At 27.5% G+C, this 19,296-nt stretch carries 19 protein-coding genes; all 19 read right to left on the bottom strand.

The features are described 5' to 3' along the window. Positions 1–46: 46 nt before the first annotated feature. Entirely contained in the window at positions 47–448 is a 402-nt protein-coding gene (locus ACYQ1T_RS12720; protein WP_459835363.1) for a PBECR3 domain-containing polyvalent protein, read from the bottom strand. Between the two features lie 180 nt (positions 449–628). Continuing rightward, positions 629–2,107 carry a stage IV sporulation protein A gene (gene spoIVA / locus ACYQ1T_RS12715; protein WP_459835360.1) on the bottom strand — a complete coding sequence of 493 codons (1,479 nt, stop codon included), beginning with the start codon at positions 2,105–2,107 and terminating at the stop codon, positions 629–631. Between the two features lie 176 nt (positions 2,108–2,283). Then, entirely contained in the window at positions 2,284–3,282 is a 999-nt protein-coding gene (locus ACYQ1T_RS12710; protein ID WP_459835358.1) for an NAD(P)H-dependent glycerol-3-phosphate dehydrogenase, read from the bottom strand. A 1-nt stretch (position 3,283) separates the two neighbouring features. Next, complete coding sequence (gene der / locus ACYQ1T_RS12705; protein WP_459835355.1) at positions 3,284–4,600, bottom strand: ribosome biogenesis GTPase Der; 1,317 nt, start codon at positions 4,598–4,600, stop codon at positions 3,284–3,286. Beyond that, complete coding sequence (locus tag ACYQ1T_RS12700) at positions 4,600–5,937, bottom strand: DUF512 domain-containing protein (protein WP_459835353.1); 1,338 nt, start codon at positions 5,935–5,937, stop codon at positions 4,600–4,602. The genes der and ACYQ1T_RS12700 overlap by 1 nt, the downstream gene beginning before the upstream one ends. A gap of 100 nt (positions 5,938–6,037) precedes the next feature. Further along, positions 6,038–8,053 carry a methyl-accepting chemotaxis protein gene (locus ACYQ1T_RS12695; protein ID WP_459835350.1) on the bottom strand — a complete coding sequence of 672 codons (2,016 nt, stop codon included), beginning with the start codon at positions 8,051–8,053 and terminating at the stop codon, positions 6,038–6,040. Positions 8,054–8,170: 117 nt separating this feature from the next. Further along, the gene (phoU, locus tag ACYQ1T_RS12690) at positions 8,171–8,827 is read right to left on the bottom strand and encodes a phosphate signaling complex protein PhoU (protein ID WP_459835347.1); all 657 of its coding nucleotides are present in this window, start codon (positions 8,825–8,827) and stop codon (positions 8,171–8,173) included. Positions 8,828–8,851: 24 nt separating this feature from the next. Continuing rightward, entirely contained in the window at positions 8,852–9,616 is a 765-nt protein-coding gene (gene pstB, locus ACYQ1T_RS12685) for a phosphate ABC transporter ATP-binding protein PstB (protein ID WP_459835344.1), read from the bottom strand. Between the two features lie 27 nt (positions 9,617–9,643). Further along, positions 9,644–10,468, bottom strand: coding sequence for a phosphate ABC transporter permease PstA (pstA, locus tag ACYQ1T_RS12680; protein ID WP_459835341.1), 825 nt, complete (start codon positions 10,466–10,468; stop codon positions 9,644–9,646). Positions 10,469–10,470: 2 nt separating this feature from the next. Further along, a complete protein-coding gene (pstC, locus tag ACYQ1T_RS12675; RefSeq protein WP_459835338.1) occupies positions 10,471–11,361 on the bottom strand; it encodes a phosphate ABC transporter permease subunit PstC in 891 nt (296 codons plus the stop codon). 181 nt (positions 11,362–11,542) lie between these two features. Next, positions 11,543–12,385 (bottom strand): phosphate ABC transporter substrate-binding protein, encoded by an 843-nt coding sequence (locus tag ACYQ1T_RS12670; protein ID WP_459835336.1) that lies wholly within the window; start codon positions 12,383–12,385, stop codon positions 11,543–11,545. Positions 12,386–12,543: 158 nt separating this feature from the next. Continuing rightward, positions 12,544–14,241, bottom strand: coding sequence for a HAMP domain-containing sensor histidine kinase (locus ACYQ1T_RS12665; RefSeq protein ID WP_459835332.1), 1,698 nt, complete (start codon positions 14,239–14,241; stop codon positions 12,544–12,546). 3 nt (positions 14,242–14,244) lie between these two features. Beyond that, positions 14,245–14,940 carry a response regulator transcription factor gene (locus ACYQ1T_RS12660; protein ID WP_459835330.1) on the bottom strand — a complete coding sequence of 232 codons (696 nt, stop codon included), beginning with the start codon at positions 14,938–14,940 and terminating at the stop codon, positions 14,245–14,247. A 12-nt stretch (positions 14,941–14,952) separates the two neighbouring features. Beyond that, positions 14,953–15,687: a peptidoglycan editing factor PgeF gene (gene pgeF / locus ACYQ1T_RS12655; protein ID WP_459835328.1), complete on the bottom strand. Its 735-nt coding sequence runs from the start codon at positions 15,685–15,687 to the stop codon at positions 14,953–14,955. Between the two features lie 161 nt (positions 15,688–15,848). Next, complete coding sequence (gene nrdR / locus ACYQ1T_RS12650; protein ID WP_459835326.1) at positions 15,849–16,304, bottom strand: transcriptional regulator NrdR; 456 nt, start codon at positions 16,302–16,304, stop codon at positions 15,849–15,851. A gap of 76 nt (positions 16,305–16,380) precedes the next feature. Then, on the bottom strand, positions 16,381–16,701 hold the full coding sequence (locus tag ACYQ1T_RS12645) for a YlmC/YmxH family sporulation protein (protein WP_459836548.1): 321 nt from the start codon (positions 16,699–16,701) through the stop codon (positions 16,381–16,383). Positions 16,702–16,783: 82 nt separating this feature from the next. Then, positions 16,784–17,557: an RNA polymerase sporulation sigma factor SigG gene (gene sigG, locus ACYQ1T_RS12640; protein WP_459835323.1), complete on the bottom strand. Its 774-nt coding sequence runs from the start codon at positions 17,555–17,557 to the stop codon at positions 16,784–16,786. Between the two features lie 81 nt (positions 17,558–17,638). Further along, complete coding sequence (gene sigE / locus ACYQ1T_RS12635) at positions 17,639–18,346, bottom strand: RNA polymerase sporulation sigma factor SigE (RefSeq protein ID WP_459835321.1); 708 nt, start codon at positions 18,344–18,346, stop codon at positions 17,639–17,641. Positions 18,347–18,354: 8 nt separating this feature from the next. Continuing rightward, positions 18,355–19,152, bottom strand: coding sequence for a sigma-E processing peptidase SpoIIGA (locus ACYQ1T_RS12630; protein WP_459835318.1), 798 nt, complete (start codon positions 19,150–19,152; stop codon positions 18,355–18,357). Positions 19,153–19,296 lie beyond the last annotated feature (144 nt).

Genomic DNA, 19,296 nt, shown 5'->3' with positions numbered 1-19,296 from the left:
TTTACTATACATATTATACATTTCATCTTGAATTGTTTCAACTTTTTTAGGATGATTTCCATTTAATTAGCTTTCCACTATACAATTTATTATTTACTTTCCCCTCGGTTATTGGATACATAGTTGAAACATATATATACTCACTATAATTATCAATTTCTATTCCTATTAATATATTTGTATCTATCTTTTTAACTAGTTCAATTAAAACTTCTCTCTCTGTTAATTTATATATTCCCACATAATCTGGTTCTTCAATAATATTCTTCATAGTTTCTAATAAATTCCCGCTAATTTTTTTGCTAAGGTGTTTTCCATGTCTCTTTTTAATATGCTTTATTACACCAGGGGAAGCATAAATGGTACCAGTATATTCTACCCCTAAATATTCTGCCATCTTTTCTCTAAAATAACCTACTCGTTTATAGGTACAAAATCTATTTTCCATAATACCCCTCTATTCTGCATAGTATATATAAGCCTTTTAAAACATCCTACTATAATACATCTTATGCAATACAAAGAAATAAGTTTACACTTTATATAAAGTTATTATTAATAGTAAAAAGGTAGAAAGTTAACCTCCCTACCTTTTTCTATCTTATTACTATTTTTAATTATAATAACCTTAAAGAATAATACAAATTAACCCGCCGCTACCTTCATTAATTATCTTTTGAAGTGTTTTTTGAATTTTAATTTGTACATCTTCTGGCATCTTATAAAGTTTATTTTGTAATCCTTCTTTAACTAACACCTCTAATGATTTACCAAACATATTGCTTTGCCATAATGATGATGGATCCTTATCAAATTGATCCATTAATGACTTAACAAGTTCCTCACTTTCCTTTTCAGATCCCATTATTGGACTAATCTCTGTTTTAATATTAGCTTTTATAAAATGTAATGATGGAGCTGAGGCTTTAAGTTTAACACCAAATTTAGTTCCTTGTTTAACCATTTCCGGTTCCTCAAATTTCATTTCTGATAATTGAGGTGCAACTAGTCCATATCCTGTTTCTCTTACATCTATTAAAGCATCTTTAACTTTATCATATTCCTTCTTAGCAAAATCTAATTCTTTTATTAAAGATAATAGATCACTTTCTGATTCAACATCCAAATCACAAATTTCACTTAATATTTTATAAAAAATACCATCTTTAGGCTTCATAGATATTGTTGCTACCCCTTCACCTAAACTTACTTCGCTTATGTCTGTTGCTCCTAAATTCTCTTCTTCTTTTAGAAGACTTATTGTTGTTTTAATATCTCTAACTTTATTTATGTTTTCACACATTCCTTTTACTATGCTAAAGAAATTCTTTTTAAGCCAATGTTCTGGTTCCAATTTTTCAACCCACTTTGGCATTTCAATATTTATTTCTTTTACTGGGAATTCTCTAAGTACATGTTTAAATATATCCTCTATATCTTCTTCATTCATGTTAGCTATGTCCATAATTTGAACGGTAACATTATATTTTTCTTCTAACTCTCTCTTTAATTGTTTTGTTTCTGGAGAATTAATGTTCTTACTATTAAGTACAACTATAAAAGGTTTATTTATAGCCTTTAATTCATCTATAACTCTTTCCTCTGCTTCTAAGTACTCATCTCTTTCTATCCCTGTAATACTTCCATCAGTTGTTATTACTAATCCTATTGTAGAATGATCTGTTATAACTTTCCTTGTTCCTATCTCCGCTGCATCTTCAAAAGGTATTTCATAATCATACCATGGAGTATTAACCATCTTAGCATCTTCTCCATCCATATATCCTATTGCACCTTTAACAATATAACCGACACAATCTACCATTCTAACCTTGAATTTTATATCTTCATCAATAGTTATTTCTACAGCTTCATTTGGTACAAATTTAGGTTCTGTTGTATGAATACTTTTTCCTGAACCACTTTGTGGCAATTCATCCTTTGCTCTTTCCTTTTTATAAGTATTATCAATCTTTGGTATTACCATAAGGTCCATAAATTTTTTTATAAATGTTGATTTTCCAGTTCTAACAGGACCAACAACACCAACATATATGTCCCCTTGTGTTCTTTCAGCTATATCTTTGTATATATTAAAGCCGTCCACGTTATACCCTCCTAATTATTTTTAACACTATATATATATTCTAAACTTAAAAAAAGTATACAACTTTTTTTACTTAATTTAATTTTTCTTCCCTCCCTTTAGTAAATATTATTATTAAAATATCTTAATTATTCTTATTTATAAATAAAAAAGAAGCGATAACCGCTTCTTTTTAATTAGTAATATATTTCATCTTTTTTTTCTCTTGCCATTAAATCTATAACAGCTTCTTTAGGATTTTTATTTTCAAATAATATCTTGTAGAGTATATCAGTTATAGGCATTTCAATAGATAGCTTTTCTTTTAACTCATAAAAAGCCTTACAAGCTTTTATTCCTTCTACTACCATTCCGACTTCCTCAATAGCTTCTTCAGTGCTTTTACCCGATCCTATTAAAAATCCTGCTTTTCTATTTCTTGAATGTAAACTAGTGCATGTTACTATTAAATCTCCCATACCAGTAAGACCTAAAAATGTTTCTGCTCTACCTCCTAGTTTCATTCCTATTCTAACTATTTCTGCCATCCCTCTAGTCATAAGTGCAGCTTTTGAGTTATCTCCATATCCTATACCATCACAAACTCCAGCTGCAAGGGCAATGATATTTTTCACTGCCCCTCCTATTTCTACTCCTATTAAATCATCATTTGTATAGACTCTAAAATTAGAAGTAATAAATAAATCTTGAACTTTTTTTGCAGCTTCCATATCCTCTGATGATACAACTACAGTAGTAGGAATATTAAAAGATACCTCTTCAGCATGACTAGGACCTGATAGTATAACTACTTTATTATTTGGTAGCTCTTCTTTAATGACCTGAGAAAGTCTTAAATTACTTCCTTGTTCTATACCTTTAGCAATACTAATTATAATAACATCTTCTTTTATTTTTCCTTTTAAAGAATTTGAAACTAACCTTATTACATGTGATGGTATAGATAAAACAACATATTTTGTTTCTTTTAAAGCTTCATCTAAGTTATTATAAGCTGTGACATTCTTAGGTATTTTTAAATCCTTAATATACTTATCATTTTTACCATTTTGATTAATATCATTAACTACATTTTCATCTCTATCGTATATACTTACGCTATTTCCTTTGTTTGCAATTAATATTCCTAAGGAAGTACCAAAACTACCTCCTCCTAAAAAAGTCACTTTACTCATACTATTCCTTCCTTTGTCTATATTCTATTTGTAATCCTGTACCACTAAAATCAAAACTATCCCTTAGTTGATTTTCAATGTATCTCTCATATGAAAAGTGAGATGCACTTGAATCATTAACAAAAAATACAAACTTAGGTGGCTTTGTAGCCACTTGTGTTGCATAGTAAATTTTCAATCTTTTAAGTCCAACTATCGGTGGTTCTTTCATAAGAATTGCTTTATTTATAACCTCATTTAAAACTCCTGTTTGAACTCTTTTTGAATAATTATCATAACATTCCTTTGCTACTTCTAATACTTTATGAGCTCTTTGACCAGTTTTTGCTGAGATAAATAAATACTTTGCATATTTTAAGAACTTAAGTTTCATTTGTAAATCTTCTTTATATCTTTGCATAGTTTTATCATCTTTTTCAATAAGATCCCACTTATTTACTATAACCATTATAGCTTTATTCATTTCATGAGCAAATCCTATAATTTTTTCATCTTGATCTGTTACGCCTTCTGTTGCATCAACCATAAGAATACAAACATCCGCTCTTTCTATTGCTGCATAAGTTCTTATAACAGAATATCTTTCTATTTCTTCTTTAACTTTACTTTTTCTTCTTAATCCAGCTGTATCAATTAAAGTAAATTTTCCTAAATCATTTTCTAATGTACTATCTATAACATCTCTTGTAGTACCCGCTACTTCTGATACAATTAACCTCTCTTCTCCTAATAATCTATTTATTAGTGATGATTTTCCAACATTAGGTTTCCCTATCATTGCAATCTTTACAATATCTTCTTCTTCTTCATCTGAATTTACTCTATCAAAATGCTCAACCACTCTATCTAGCATATCTCCAAGACCTAAACCTTGTGATGCTGATATTGTTACTGGATCACCTATTCCTAAATTATAAAACTCCCATGCATTATCTTCTTCTCTTAATGAATCTACTTTATTAACTACTAAAACTACAGGTTTCTTGCTTTTTCTAAGCATATTTGAAACTTCATGGTCAGCTGGAGTAAGTCCCTCTTTACCATCAACTATAAATACTATAACGTCTGCTGTTTCTATAGCAATATTTGCTTGCCTTCTCATTTGTTTAACGATGATATCTTCCCTTTCTGGTTCTATACCACCTGTATCAATCATTGTAAAATTATAATTAAGCCATTCAGCTTGTGCGTAAACTCTGTCTCTAGTAACACCTGGAGTGTCTTGCACTATTGAAATTCTTTGTCCTGCTAATCTATTAAATAACGTTGATTTACCTACATTTGGTCTTCCAACTATAGCAACTATTGGTTTACCCATTATTTTTCCTCCTTACAGTTTGTATTTATTATGTCAATAAGGTCATCACCTGTATAATCACAAACTATAACCTTAATACCTAATGCTTCTTCTAAATCTTTAATCTTTATATCATCTAACATAATTCTTTCGTTAGATGGCCCTAATTCATAGCCTTTTCTGAACATATTATCAGGCATAATTAAATAATCAGTATTTATCTTGCCTTTTAATTGATCTATTATATCAGTTCCTGTTAAAAGACCAGCTACAGTAATTGTTTCTCCAAAGAAATTATTAACTATTTTAAACACTTCTAATTTTATATTTGGATTTTTTTCTTTTATAATATTTGAAGCACTTAAAATCTCATTATACGCTAATGTTCCTGTTACCATTGAAAAGCTTCCAATAGACTTAGTATTTAAAAACTCTACATCTTTTCTTATAGCTTCTCTAAAGTATCGTACAATACCAACACCATCTTCTAATTGCTCATATCCACAATAAAATTCTTCATTTGGTATTTCTTCTTCAGCTACTAAATAAAACTCATCTGATAACCTTACAAAAGGTGTCCCAGTTTCTTCTAAATACTTTTCTTGCATTTCCCTTATCATATAAATTTCATTTCTAGATGATTCTTTTGTAAATGTATCTACTTTTGCAAGACCTTCTCTATATTTAGTAATTCCTATTGGTACAACTGCAACATTTTTAACATATGGAGAAAGTTCATATAAATCTTTAACAGTCCTTTTTAATTCTTCCCCATTATTTACATTAGGAATACATACTACTTGAGCATGCATTTCAATTCCTGCATCCTTTAACTTTCTAAGTCTTTCCATTATGCTTCCTGCAAATCTATTTTTAAGCATCTTAACTCTAAGTTCTGGGTTTGTTGTATGTACTGAAATATTAATAGGACTTATTTTATATCTTATAATTCTATCAATATCCTCATCCTTCATATTTGTAAGTGTTACAAAGTTTCCTTGAAGAAATGATAATCTTGAATCATCATCTTTAAAATATAATGTATCTCTCATACCTTTGGGTAATTGATCTATAAAACAAAACATACATTTATTTGTACAACTTTTTGCTTTATCCATTATACCGCCGCCAAACTCAAGCCCTAGACTTTCTCCATATTCCTTTTCTATTTCATAAGCCCAAATTTCACCATTTGGCTTCTCTATATCTAAAACTACTTCTTCATCTGCCGCTAAGAATTTATAATCTATTATATCATCAATTGGAGTATCGTTTATTGATAAAAGAATATCATTTACTTCGATACCTACCTCTTCTGCTATACTGCCTTCTTCTACTTTAGTAATTAGGTTTTTCATTTTTTCACCTCAATGCAAACATATTATTCTTATGTTATATTACATTAATAATATTCTCTAGTCAACAAGAGAGGCTTATTTAAAGCCTCTCTTATATAAATTAAACCTTAAAATTTTTCAAAATTCCATTTAATCCTTTATTTAATTCTACTATATCTGATGAAAGTTTATTAAGCTCTTCAAGTGTACTTAACTGTTCTTCTGTTGAGGCTGTTACTTCTTCAATTGAACTTGAAGTCTCCTCTACAGAAGAAACTAAATTTGTTATAGAACTTGAAATATAAGTTTTTTCTACTATTAGAGAGTTATTTAAGCTTTCTATTTCTTTTAGTGTATCATTTAAATTTATTACACCTAAAAATATATTTTCAAACGATACTCTAGTTTCTTCTACATTATTATTTTGTGTATTGCTAACTTTATTTATTTTTTCTAACTTCTCAACTGTTTCTCTTATTATTTCCTGCATATTTATAATTATACTAGTAATACTTTCTGTAGCTTCTTTACTCTGATCTGCAAGTTTCCTTATTTCATCAGCCACTACAGCAAATCCTTTTCCATATTCACCCGCTCTAGCAGCTTCTATAGAAGCATTTAATGAAAGAAGGTTAGTCTTATTTGCTATATCAGTAATTAACTCAACTATACTTTCAACTTTTTTAGATCCACTTTCTATATTTCGTACACTTTTGTTTACCTCATTTGTAACAAGCATTGTATCTTCAGCCCCTTGAACAAGTGAATTTATTGTTGCTATACCACCTTTAGAAGTTAATTCTGTTTCTTTACAAAGCTTGTACATTTCTTTTAATTTATTTGTTGTTTTATCTATCTCTACAGAAAATACTTCCATCTTATTAAATATGTTATTAGTTTCTAGTGTTTGTTCATTAGCCTCTTCAGCCATTTGCTCCATAGTTTTAGCTATTTGTTTAGATGCATCAGTAACACTTTTAAATGCAATATCGAATTGGATTGTATTCTCTCCTAATAAGTCCGTAGCATTTTTTGTTTCTAAAACTATTGCTTTAAAATCTTCTACCATTTTATTAAAAGCTATAGCCATAGATCCTATTTCATCATTACTTTGTACTGTAATATTGGCACTTAAATCACCATCACCAGCCTTATTTAACTCTATCATAATTTTTTTTAATCTTTCTGCTATTTTCCTAGAAACTATTGATATAAATATTGATGCTATTAAAATTAAAAATATTAAAATTATAACTTGCTTTATAATAATAGATTTTACTTCTTTTTCATATTCTTTAAATGAAATTATACTAACTAAATTAAATCCTGTTTTTTTATTTAAACTAAATTGATATAAATGTTTTTCATTATCTATATCCATAGTTGCTTTTCCACTACCTTCTGTAAGTATATGCTCTATAAGATCTGAGTTTGCATACTTCTCATCTATTTTAGAGCTATCTTTACTATTTGAAATTACTGTACCATCATCTAACAGTAACATTGAGTATCCTGTATTACTAAAGGTTTTCTCTGAAAAGTATCTAGATATATCTTTAAGCTCTACTTCTATACCTAAAACCCCTAAAGTATTTTCTCCATCTTTTATACTTCTTGCGACAGTTATAACCTCTTGGCCTGAAATAGGTGATTTAAAAGGGCCACTCCATGCAATTTCATTTTTTATTGTTTTATCATATAGGTTTCCTTCTAAAGTTACATTTTTAATCTCATTTAATTTACTATCCCTTGAATATGTATGTAAACTTTTTTTGTTATCTAACAAAAATGTAGTAACAATATTTGTATTATCTCCTTTTAATCCTTTAAGAAGACTTTTAATATTTTCTATATTATTATTTTTTAATGAACTTTGAACTAATTTGCTTTTCTCTATTATGTCTAACCTTTCCTCTATATTATTAAAGTACTCCTCCAATGATTCCTTAGAACTTTTAAAACCATTTGATAACTCTTTATCAACTAAATCATTTGATAATTTATTAACACTATATATCGCTACAAGACTTATTAATATTGCAACTATAACGACTATTGGAATAATAGTTTTAAGAAGTTCTCCTTTTATAGATTTTTTCTTTATAACTTTTTCTTTAGATTTTGATTTTTTATTCATAAAGTCCTCCAATATACCTTTTATTGAAATATTTTCTATAAAATAGTATATATCAAAATCATCTAAAAAAACACCCTAAATATTAAGGGTGCTTAAAGTTTTATATTTTATTTAGTGTTACTCATTTAAATCTACATACTTTCCTTTTTTAGAAAATATTATCCATTCACAAATATTTGTTACATGGTCTCCTATTCTTTCTATATATTTTGATGCAAATAATATTTGAGTTCCTTGATTAATCATAGATTCATCTTTTCCCATTTTCTTTAAAACTATTTCAAACATTCCTTGATAGATTTCATCTACTCTATCATCCATATCACATATTTCATATGCTGCTTCTACATCGCCCTTTACATAAGCCTCAACAGCTGATTTTATCATTTCAATTATAATATCAACCATTTGCCAAACTGGTTCTATTTCCCTTGAAAAGTTTACACCTTGAACTCTTGATACTATTTTGCATATATCAACTGCATAATCCGCCATTCTTTCTAAATCTGTTACTATTTTAGAAGTAGTATAAATACTTCTTAAATCTTTAGCTAATGGAGATTCAGTAGCCATAAACTTTATACATTTCTCCTCTATTTCTCTTTGCAAATTATCTACTTTATCATCATTTTTCATTACAAATTTTGCTAAATCAACATCTTGATTTTTCAAAGCCATAACACTATCATATATTTGTTTTTCTACTAAACTTGCCATTTCAATAAGATCTGAATTTAATAGTTTTATTTTATTACTAAATATTTCTCTCATCATAACTCTTCACCTCTATACATTATTTTAACCAAATCTTCCAGTAATATAATCCTCTGTTCTTTTATCTCTTGGTTTATAGAATATATCTTCTGTATTACCATATTCAACTATTTCACCATTTAAGAAGAAAGCAGTTTTATCTGCAATTCTACCAGCTTGTTGCATATTATGAGTTACAATTATAACAGTATATTTCTTTTTTAATTCATCCATTAATTCTTCCATTTTATTAGTTGAAATAGGATCTAATGCTGAAGTTGGTTCATCCATTAATATTATTTCAGGAGAAACTGCTATAGTTCTAGCTATACACAATCTTTGTTGCTGACCTCCTGATAGTCCTAAAGCACTCTTTTTTAATCTATCTTTTACCTCATCCCAAAGTGCTGCACCTTTTAAACTTTTTTCTACGATTTCATCAAGAGTTTTTTTATCTTTAACCCCATGAAGTCTTGGTCCATATGCTATGTTATCATAAATTGACATAGGAAATGGGTTTGGTTTTTGAAATACCATTCCAACTTTAGTTCTTAGTGCAATAACATCACTACTTTTATAAATATCTTCTCCATCCACTAGAATTTCTCCTTTAACTGTAACACCTTCAATTAAATCATTCATTCTATTTAAAGTTCTTAAAAAAGTTGACTTTCCACATCCGGATGGACCAATAAAGGCTGTAACTTTTTTTTCTTCAATATCTATGCTAATTTTTTTTAATGCTTGATTTTCTCCGTAAAATAAATCTAAATCTCTTACTCTTATTTTAGGTAATATTTCATTTGCCATTTTTACACCTCTTAATATATCAATAAATTAGTAATTTGCTTTATCAAATTTTTTTGTAATTAATTTCGCGCCTATATTTAGTATTAAAATTATAGCTATAAGAACTATACCTACTGCTGAGGCCTGTTCTATATTTCCAGATTCTTGTGTTACTAAAAATGATTGAACTGTTAAAGTTCTTGCACTTGACATTATTCCATGTGGCATTTTTGCAACGGTTCCAGCTGTTAATAATATAGCTGCTGATTCCCCAACTACACGACCTACTGAAAGTATTACTCCAACTAATATTCCAGGTATTGCACTAGGTACTATAACCTTATACAGTGTTTGAAATCTTGTAGCTCCAAGACCTAATGAAGCTTCTCTATATGAGTCTGGCACGGATTTTAATGCTTCTTCAGTTGTACGTATAATAACAGGTAAAATTATTATTGATACTGTTAATGCACCTGCTAAAAGAGAATATCCAAACTTTAATGTTACTACAAAAAATATAGATCCAAAAAGTCCATATACAATTGAAGGTATTCCTGCTAAACTTTCTGTAGCAAATCTTATTATTTTTACAATTTTCCCTTGCTTTGCATATTCTCTAAGATATATAGCTGAAAGTATTCCTATTGGAGTTGCTATTAAAATAGATATTGCAACTGTATATAAAGTAGCTACAATCATCGGTAATATTCCACCATCACCTGATGCAGAATAATTGCTTATTAAAAATTTAAATGATATTAATTTATATCCTTTTAAAAATATAAAGCCTAAAATGAATATAAGTGATGCAACAGTAAGTCCTGCTGATACATAAAGTAAAGTTTTTAATATATTTTCTTTTAATTTTCTCATATCTAATTACCTTCCTTATTAGAAAGTTTACTTAATACTAAGTTTAATAATAATATAAATAGAAATAATATTACTCCTGTTGCAAACAACATCTCTTGATGTGTACCAAATGCATATCCCATTTCCAGTGCAATATTAGTTGTTAGTGGTCTTACACCATCTGTTATCATTTTAGGAATTATTGGTGAATTACCTGCAACTAATATAATTGCCATAGTTTCTCCAATTGCTCTACCAACACCTAAAACTATTGCTGCTAAAATTCCTGACTTAGCTGCCGGAACTACGACTTTAAATGTTGTTTCTATATGTGAAGCTCCTAATGCTAATGATCCTTCCTTATATGATTTAGGTACAGATCTTATTGCCGTTTCTGCAACTGTTATTATTGTTGGTAGCATCATTATTGATAATACTATAATAACTGCTAATAAGCTTTGTCCCTTTGGTAAATTGAATGTTTTCATAATCCAAGGAACTATTATAGCTAATCCAAACACCCCATATAATACTGATGGAATCCCTGCTAAAAGCTCAACAGATGAAGAAATAAATTTCCCAACCTTTTTAGGTGCTATTTCTGCTATAAATATTGCTGTAAAAACTCCAATTGGTACACCTATAAGTAATGAACCAATTGTTCCGTATATAGATGTTAAGATCATTGGAAGTATTCCAAATTTATCTGAACTAGGTATCCATTGTGTTCCAAAGAAAAATTCCTTAAAAGAATATCCTTTGCTTATAAATGGAGTTAAACCTTTAAAAAATACGAAGCCTATTATTAGAAGCAAACTTATTACTGCAATGAGTGCACTTCCCAAAAATACCCCATGTGAAACTTTTTCTATTAAATATTTGCTACTATTGCTTTTCTCCTTCGCATTTATCATTTTTAAAACCTCCTAAAGCAAAGTGGTTTTACCACCTTTATAAATAAAATGTATATATTTTTTATAATTAATAATTGATAATTAATATATATTTATTAGTCATTAATTATTAATTATCTTATTTAATTATTATATTTTTTATAGAATACCCTTATAAGGGCATTCTATAAAAAATTAAAAGTTATTTAATAGGGATAAGCTTATTTTCTTTAACTATTGTTTGACCTTCTGAACTTAATATATAATCTAATAACTTTTTACCTTCATCTGTTAACTTATCAGTCTTTGTAGCTAAAATAAAAGGTCTTGAAATTTTATATTCTTTTGATTTAACTAAATCCGCTTCAGGTTTAATTCCTTCTACAGTTAATTGATTTATTTTATCATCTAAATATTCAAAAGATACAAAACCTATTGCATTTTCGTTACCTTCTACAGTAGATTTAATATTTCCATTACCACTAGCGATAATTGAATCTGCCTTTAATTCTTCTGATTTATAACCAATTATTTCTTGGAATGCATCTCTTGTACCAGAACCTTCTTCTCTTGAAACTACAACTATAGGCTCATCTTTTCCCTCTTGGATTTCTTTCCAATTAGTAATTTTCCCTGTGTATATTCCCTTAATTTCTTCTAAAGTTAAATTCTTAACTGGGTTATTTTTATTTGTAATAAGAGCTATTCCATCATATGCTACTATAGTTCCCTCAACTTCTCTTTTTTCTTCATTCTTTAGTTCTCTTGAAGCCATACCTATTTGTGATACTCCATTAATAGTGTCTTTAATTCCTGCTGATGATCCGACTTGGTTAATTTCAATTGATATATTTGAGTTTTCTGCTTCATATTTTTCAGCTATTTTCTCCATTAAAGGCCCAACTGATGTTGATCCAGAAATTGAAACTTTAGCTGATTTTGCACCATTATTACTATCTTCATTATTAGAGCATCCAATAAAAGTTCCTCCAACCATGGATATTAATACCGCACTGCAAATAAGTTTTAAACTCTTTTTTCTCATTCAATTCTCCTCCAATTAATCAATCTTTTTATATTTATTATTTTTTATTACATACTTATATTAATCCCTTAAAGTTAAATAAATATTAGTTATAAGTTAAAAAAAGTTATGCTAATGTTAAGAGATTTTAACATTAGCACAACTTTTTATTTATAATCTTATTCATTTATAATTTGGAGTCTTTTTATCTTTACAATAAACTTGGTTCCTTCACCTAGTGTAGATTTAACATAGATGTCTCCATTAAATATTTTTACTATATGTTTAACAATAGCTAATCCCAATCCTGTACCACCTTTTACTCTAGATTTATCAACACGATAAAATCTTTCAAAAATTCTTGGTAAATCTTCTTTTGGTATTCCAATTCCATTATCCTCAACTTCAAAGTAAATAAATTCTCTAACACTATACGATCTTACAACTACTTTACTATTATTATTTGAATATTTTATTGCATTTTCTATTAAATTTAATATAAGCTGTAAAAATTTATCCCTATCTCCAATTAGATTAAATTTATTTTTATTTACAAATGTTATTTCTGTTAATTTTTTTTCCGCTTGAGGAGTAACCATATTAATTACATCTTCTATGATTTCTGCTGGATTAAATTCATCTTCAATTATTCTATGATTATTTTCTATATTAGAAAGTACTAATATGTCATTTATTAATCTAGTTAATCTTTCAGCTTCTTTATCAATTATATCTAAAAATTTATTTCTTGTTTCTTGATCCTTTACGTACTTTAATGTTTCAGCAAAACCTTTAATTGAAGTAAGAGGTGTTTTAAGTTCATGAGAAACATTAGCAACAAATTGACTTCTCATATTTTCTAACCTTTTTATATCGGTTAAATCTTGAACTGTAATAACTATACCAATAGGAGCTTTCTTAATGTTTATTATAGGAGCTTTCTTTATCCTAAGCTCTCTTTGTATTGGATGCATTAATTTAACTTCTCTAGTTTCTATTGCTGGCATATCTTTTATAAACTTTAATATATCATAATCTATAATATATTCACCTATATTTTCTCCAATTATTTCTTCAGTTATCCCAAAAATCCTCTTTGCATATGGATTAATAAGCATTACTTTCTGATTATTATCTATTGCAATTACTCCACTTTCCATACTTTCTAATATAGCCTCTAATTTATTTTGCTTATCTAGAGAATCATTAACTCTTAATTGGAGCTGATCTGCCATATTATTAAAAGTATGTGCTAAAGAACCTATTTCATCATTAGTATATATTTTAACTCGTTTACTGTAATCTCCCTTTGCTATTTTTGATGTAGCTAATTCAAGCTCTTTTACTGGATATATAACTGCTCTAACAAGTTTCTTAGATAATGCTAATGACAATAATAAAACAAGCAATATTACAATAATATAATACTTTGTATATTCAGATGTAAAGACTTTTATGGATGAAATAGGTACTGATGATCTTATAACTGTATTTTCATTAATTTTTGTTGCATAATATACTAAATTTATATTTTGAGTACTACTAAATCTTGTTGATGATGCTTTCCCTAATTTAAATGCTCCTACTATTTCTGATCTTTCACCATGATTCTCTAACTCCTCTTTTTTATTGTCAAAAATAACATCTCCATTATTATTAACTAAAGTAAATCTAACATTAATATTATTTACTTTAAAATAACTTAAGGCTTTTTCTGAATAATCATTTGAGTTTATAATTATATTATTATAAACTGAAAGAACTTCTTTTATCTTCTCTATTTCTTTTAAGTTAACTAAGGCTATAAAAGATGATGTAACTATTATAAGTGCAAATAAAACTGTTATTACAGATGAAACTAATATTCTTTTCTTCATATTTTAATTATTGGGGTTGAATCTATACCCAACCCCTCTTATAGTCTCAATAAACTTAGGATTTTTATCATCTATTTCTATTTTTTTTCTTAAATATCTAATATGGACATCTACCGTTCTAGTTTCACCAACATATTCATATCCCCAAATCTTATCTAATAATGTGTCTCTAGTTAGAATTTTACCTTTATTTTTAATTAATATCTCTAAAAGTTCAAACTCTTTTAAAGTTAAATCTATTTTTTTATTTTCTATAAAAACTTCTCTTCTATCGAAATTTACAACCAAATTATTATTTTTGAAAACTTCATTATCTTCTTCAACACTTCCTCTTCTTAAAACAGCTTTTATTCTAGCAAGTAATTCTCTAATAGAAAAAGGCTTTGTTATATAATCATCTGCTCCTAACTCTAACCCAAGTATTTTATCTAATTCTTCTCCTTTAGCAGTCAACATTATAACAGGAGTATTTTTAATATCACTATCTCCTCTTACTGCTTTACATACATCAAATCCATCCATACCTGGAAGCATTAAATCTAATAAAATTAAATTTGGTTTTTCTTCTCGTGCTAATTGAAAAGCATTTACTCCATTATTTGCCTTAATAACATTATAGCCTGAACTTTCTAAGTTATAACTAATAAGTTCTACAATATGTTCTTCATCATCTACTACTAGTATTTTCCCTTTAGCCATTTTAACTCCCCCTTACTTTATATATGCAAACGAAAATAATCTTCCATAAGTTCCAACTGATGATCTATATGAATATAACTTTATTTCTTTTTCACAATGAGTACATAAGTTCAGTGAGTAAATATTTTCTTCTTTAAAACCACACTCTCTTATATCCTTAAGTATACACTCTTCCATACTTAAATTTCTTCCATCAAATAGTTGTTTTTCACTTATTTTTGTATGCTCTAAAAACTTTTCTTTTAATTCATTAGATACTTCATAACAACATCTTCTTATATGAGGTCCAATAAATATTTTGGTTTTGGTGATATCTATATCATATTTGTCTTTCATAACATTTAATGTTTTAGTAGTAATTGAATTATACGTACCTTTCCAACCACTATGAATTGCTGCTATAACCTTTTTATCCTCATTTACAATAATAACAGGAACGCAATCTGCTGTAAAAACTCCAATAGCTGTTTTAATTTCATTTGTAACTAAAGCATCGCCCTCTTCTCTTTTAACATCTTTTCCATTTTCAAATATAAAAACTTTATCACTATGAATTTGATTTAAATACTCAACATTTATTAAATTAAAATCCTTTTTAATACTATTAAGATTTTCTACTCCACTTTCTACATTTCTATTAAAGCTTCTTCCTTCTTCTGCTGTTGAGAATATAACATTTATATTATCTAATTCTAACATTAAATAATCTCTTTTTCTCTTTAAATCCTTAATAGTTAATCTTTTCATCCCTTCACCTCTTTTAATTTTAGTTTAATACATTTTAACATTTATTGCTTATATTTTCTATTTTTTTATCTATATTCTTTTTTATTTAACATCATTTTAACTAAACTTATATATTAAATAAAGAAAAAGAGATTTTGCCATTTTATTGGCATAAATCTCTTTTAATGATTAGAAACTAAATTTTTTATTTCTTCTAAAAAAGTATTAATATCTTTAAATTGTCTATATACAGATGCAAATCTAACATAAGATATCTCATCTATATCCTTTAAACGTTCCATTACCATTTCTCCAATAAGTTCAGATTCAACTTCTGTTATCATTTTATTTGAAATAGTTTTTTCTATATCTTCAGCAATATCTTCAATTTGCTTTCTTGAAATAGGTCTTTTTTGACATGCTATTATAAGTCCATTAACTATTTTTTCCTTATTAAAATTTTCTCTTGTTAAATCTCTTTTAATAACAAGTATTGGAATATCTTCTACCTTTTCATAGGTAGTATATCTTTTATTACATTTTAAGCATTCTCTTCTTCTTCTTATTGTTGTATTATCATCTGTAGATCTAGAGTCAACTACTTTACTCTCTTCAAAATAACAAAAAGGACATTTCATAAGCTTCACGCCTTCCTATATAAAAGTATAATTATAAAATTTATATATTCATTATACATATATTTTAAAAATATATCTAGATATTATTTTCATAGTTACTTTTTATAAAGTCAGAACTATCAACTAATATTACATCTATTCCAGCTTTTTTTACTTTATCCCATGGAATTTCAATATCCTCTTCTTTGCTAAACCAGCCTCTTTCATTAGATGGAAGTATAAGTGATATAACTTTACTTTCTTGTATATCTATTACAAAATCTTTTACAAAGCCAAGTTTAGCACCATCTTTAATATCAATTACCTCCATAGTTCTTAAGGCATTTAACGAATGTAATATTATATCATTATCATAATTTTCTTCTGTATTATTCTCTTCATTATTAAAATCATTCATAAAGTTCATGTTCTCTCCCCCTTAAAATTTAATTTTATAGCATGTACACTATTTTTAATATAAAAGAGCTCAAAATTGAGCTCTATACATATTTTCTCATGTGTTTTAAGGCTGTTTTTTCTAATCTAGATACCTGTGCTTGAGAAATCCCTATTTCATCTGCCACTTCCATTTGTGTTCTTCCATTAAAAAACCTTAGTGTTAATATTAACTTCTCTCTATCATTTAGCTTTTTCATAGCTTCTTTAATTGATATGTTTTCAAGCCAACTTTCATCACTGTTTTTGGAATCACTTATTTGATCCATGACATAAATGGCATCTCCTCCATCATGATATATTGGTTCAAATAATGAAACTGGATCTTGAATGGCATCTAGGGCAAATACAACCTCTTCCCTAGGTAAATTTAACTCTTTAGCTATTTGTGATACTGTTGGTTCTTTATTATTATCTTTAACCAATTTGTCTCTAACTAAAAGTGCCTTATAAGCTATATCCCTTAGTGATCTGCTTACTCTTATAGCATTATTATCCCTAAGATATCGTCTTATTTCACCTATAATCATAGGTACTGCATAGGTAGAAAATTTTACATTTTGACCTAAATCAAAGTTATCTATTGCCTTCATTAAACCAATACATCCTACCTGAAATAAGTCATCAACATTTTCACCTCTATTATTAAACCTTTGAATTACACTAAGAACTAACCTTAAGTTTCCTTTTATAAAAGTTTCTCTTGCTGAAGTTTCACCTTCCCTCATTTTTATAAGAAGCTCTCTTTTTTCTTTTTCTTTTAATATAGGTAACTTAGAGGTATTTACTCCACATATTTCTACTTTATTAATGATCAAAATCATCAACCCCTTCGGAAGTAATAACATACTGCATTTAAAAGTATTTCCGAGAGAGAGTCCTTTTATACTAAAGACAACCTAAATCATTTTATTGATTTCTTTTTTTAGTCTATTTATTATCTTTTTTTCTAATCTTGAAATATATGATTGAGATATTCCAAGCATATCTGCAACTTCTTTTTGTGTCTTTTCTCTTGTTCCATTTAACCCAAATCTAAGCTTTACAATTTCTTTTTCTCTATCATTCAAGTGCTTAAGCGCCAAAAATAATAATTCTCTATCCACCTCATCTTCTATTAAGTTATAAACAGTATCATTTTCAGTTCCTAATATATCTGATAGTAATAATTCATTTCCATCCCAGTCAATATTTAATGGCTCGTAAAAAGATATTTCAGCTTTTACCTTACTATTTCTTCTTAAATACATTAAAATTTCATTTTCAATACATCTTGAAGCATATGTTGCTAACTTTATTTTTTTCTCAGGATTAAATGTATTTACAGCCTTTATTAACCCTATTGTTCCAACTGAAATTAGATCTTCAACACATACACCTGTATTTTCAAATTTTCTTGCTATATATACAACTAATCTTAAATTTCTTTCTATTAGTATATCTCTTATTGTTTCATCACCTTTTACTAATTTTTCAACTAATTCTTCTTCTTCCTCTTTTTTTAAAGGAGGTGGAAGTGCATCATTTCCTCCAACATAATGAACCTTTCTCCTAAAAATATTTAACTTTTCTAAAATCCTATTAAGTAATACATTTAATCCTAACATAATACCCCCTACACTATTCCCCTTGATAATAAGGCGTTAAATTCATTTTCCTTATTTATTTTATTTTTACATTCACAAATAATTGCATCTACGCTTCTCCACTCTTCATTTGGTCCCCTTACTCTTATTTTTTCTCCTTTAAACCCTTTTAACTTACCTTCTTCACCAATTGTACTGTATGAAACATAAAATAATTTATCATTTGGCATTTTTACTTTTCCAAAACAGCTTTCATCAATTATAATACATGGAAGATTAGTAACAGGTTCTCGTAGTTCATTTCCAGTATCTAAAAAACCTTTTATGCAAAAAGTAACATCCATATGTGATATTTCTACATCATATATAAAACCTTTCACAAGAGCCCTTTCTCTAAAGTAGTCAACTAATCTAACTATAACTATATATAATATCATTAATGATATTAATAAATATTTTATTGAATAATCACTAATAATAAAATCTGTATATATACTATATTGACTTTCCATAAGAGAAAAACTAAAACATAATCCACATAAAGTAAATGAAATAACAAAGAACGTTACTACAGATTTTATTATGTTTCCTATATTAATATTTTTAATAGCTATTAGTATCATTATTATAGCTACTAGTATTTTTGCTGGAAGTGATGTTATAAATGGTACGTCTAAAAATAAGCTTATAGTATAACACGATCCAACAATAGCCGATATGTATATCGTTTTCCTATACTCATATCTTAATATCTTCATAGTCGCTAATAAAAGAAATAAATTCACTATAAAATTTTCAAATAATAATATGTCTATATATACCACCATACGTTGTCCCCTCCTTTGTAATTAAATTATAAACTCTTACTCCTTAAAATTTTGTCATAATAACCATGTACAAAATATATTTTACTCTCTGATTTTTTACATTTAATTACAGCTATTTTATTAATTTTATAAAATGTAACATTA

It is taken from the genome of Clostridium carnis, from assembly GCF_054657435.1.
This window is presented reverse-complemented; position numbering and strand designations above follow the sequence as displayed.

What these genes read in the sequence shown, in the direction of transcription:
- ACYQ1T_RS12700 (WP_459835353.1), bottom strand. Translation starts at nt 5,937, where the DNA reads ATGAAAAACCTAATTACTAAAGTAGAAGAAGGCAGTATAGCAGAAGAG.
- ACYQ1T_RS12695 (WP_459835350.1), bottom strand. Translation starts at nt 8,053, where the DNA reads ATGAATAAAAAATCAAAATCTAAAGAAAAAGTTATAAAGAAAAAATCT.
- pgeF (WP_459835328.1), bottom strand. Translation starts at nt 15,687, where the DNA reads ATGAAAAGATTAACTATTAAGGATTTAAAGAGAAAAAGAGATTATTTA.
- ACYQ1T_RS12670 (WP_459835336.1), bottom strand. Translation starts at nt 12,385, where the DNA reads ATGAGAAAAAAGAGTTTAAAACTTATTTGCAGTGCGGTATTAATATCC.
- pstA (WP_459835341.1), bottom strand. Translation starts at nt 10,468, where the DNA reads ATGAGAAAATTAAAAGAAAATATATTAAAAACTTTACTTTATGTATCA.
- pstB (WP_459835344.1), bottom strand. Translation starts at nt 9,616, where the DNA reads ATGGCAAATGAAATATTACCTAAAATAAGAGTAAGAGATTTAGATTTA.
- sigE (WP_459835321.1), bottom strand. Translation starts at nt 18,346, where the DNA reads ATGTTAGGATTAAATGTATTACTTAATAGGATTTTAGAAAAGTTAAAT.
- phoU (WP_459835347.1), bottom strand. Translation starts at nt 8,827, where the DNA reads ATGATGAGAGAAATATTTAGTAATAAAATAAAACTATTAAATTCAGAT.
- ACYQ1T_RS12660 (WP_459835330.1), bottom strand. Translation starts at nt 14,940, where the DNA reads ATGGCTAAAGGGAAAATACTAGTAGTAGATGATGAAGAACATATTGTA.
- ACYQ1T_RS12665 (WP_459835332.1), bottom strand. Translation starts at nt 14,241, where the DNA reads ATGAAGAAAAGAATATTAGTTTCATCTGTAATAACAGTTTTATTTGCA.
- ACYQ1T_RS12720 (WP_459835363.1), bottom strand. Translation starts at nt 448, where the DNA reads ATGGAAAATAGATTTTGTACCTATAAACGAGTAGGTTATTTTAGAGAA.
- nrdR (WP_459835326.1), bottom strand. Translation starts at nt 16,304, where the DNA reads ATGAAATGTCCTTTTTGTTATTTTGAAGAGAGTAAAGTAGTTGACTCT.
- ACYQ1T_RS12710 (WP_459835358.1), bottom strand. Translation starts at nt 3,282, where the DNA reads ATGAGTAAAGTGACTTTTTTAGGAGGAGGTAGTTTTGGTACTTCCTTA.
- pstC (WP_459835338.1), bottom strand. Translation starts at nt 11,361, where the DNA reads ATGATAAATGCGAAGGAGAAAAGCAATAGTAGCAAATATTTAATAGAA.
- der (WP_459835355.1), bottom strand. Translation starts at nt 4,600, where the DNA reads ATGGGTAAACCAATAGTTGCTATAGTTGGAAGACCAAATGTAGGTAAA.
- ACYQ1T_RS12630 (WP_459835318.1), bottom strand. Translation starts at nt 19,152, where the DNA reads ATGGTGGTATATATAGACATATTATTATTTGAAAATTTTATAGTGAAT.
- ACYQ1T_RS12645 (WP_459836548.1), bottom strand. Translation starts at nt 16,701, where the DNA reads ATGAATGATTTTAATAATGAAGAGAATAATACAGAAGAAAATTATGAT.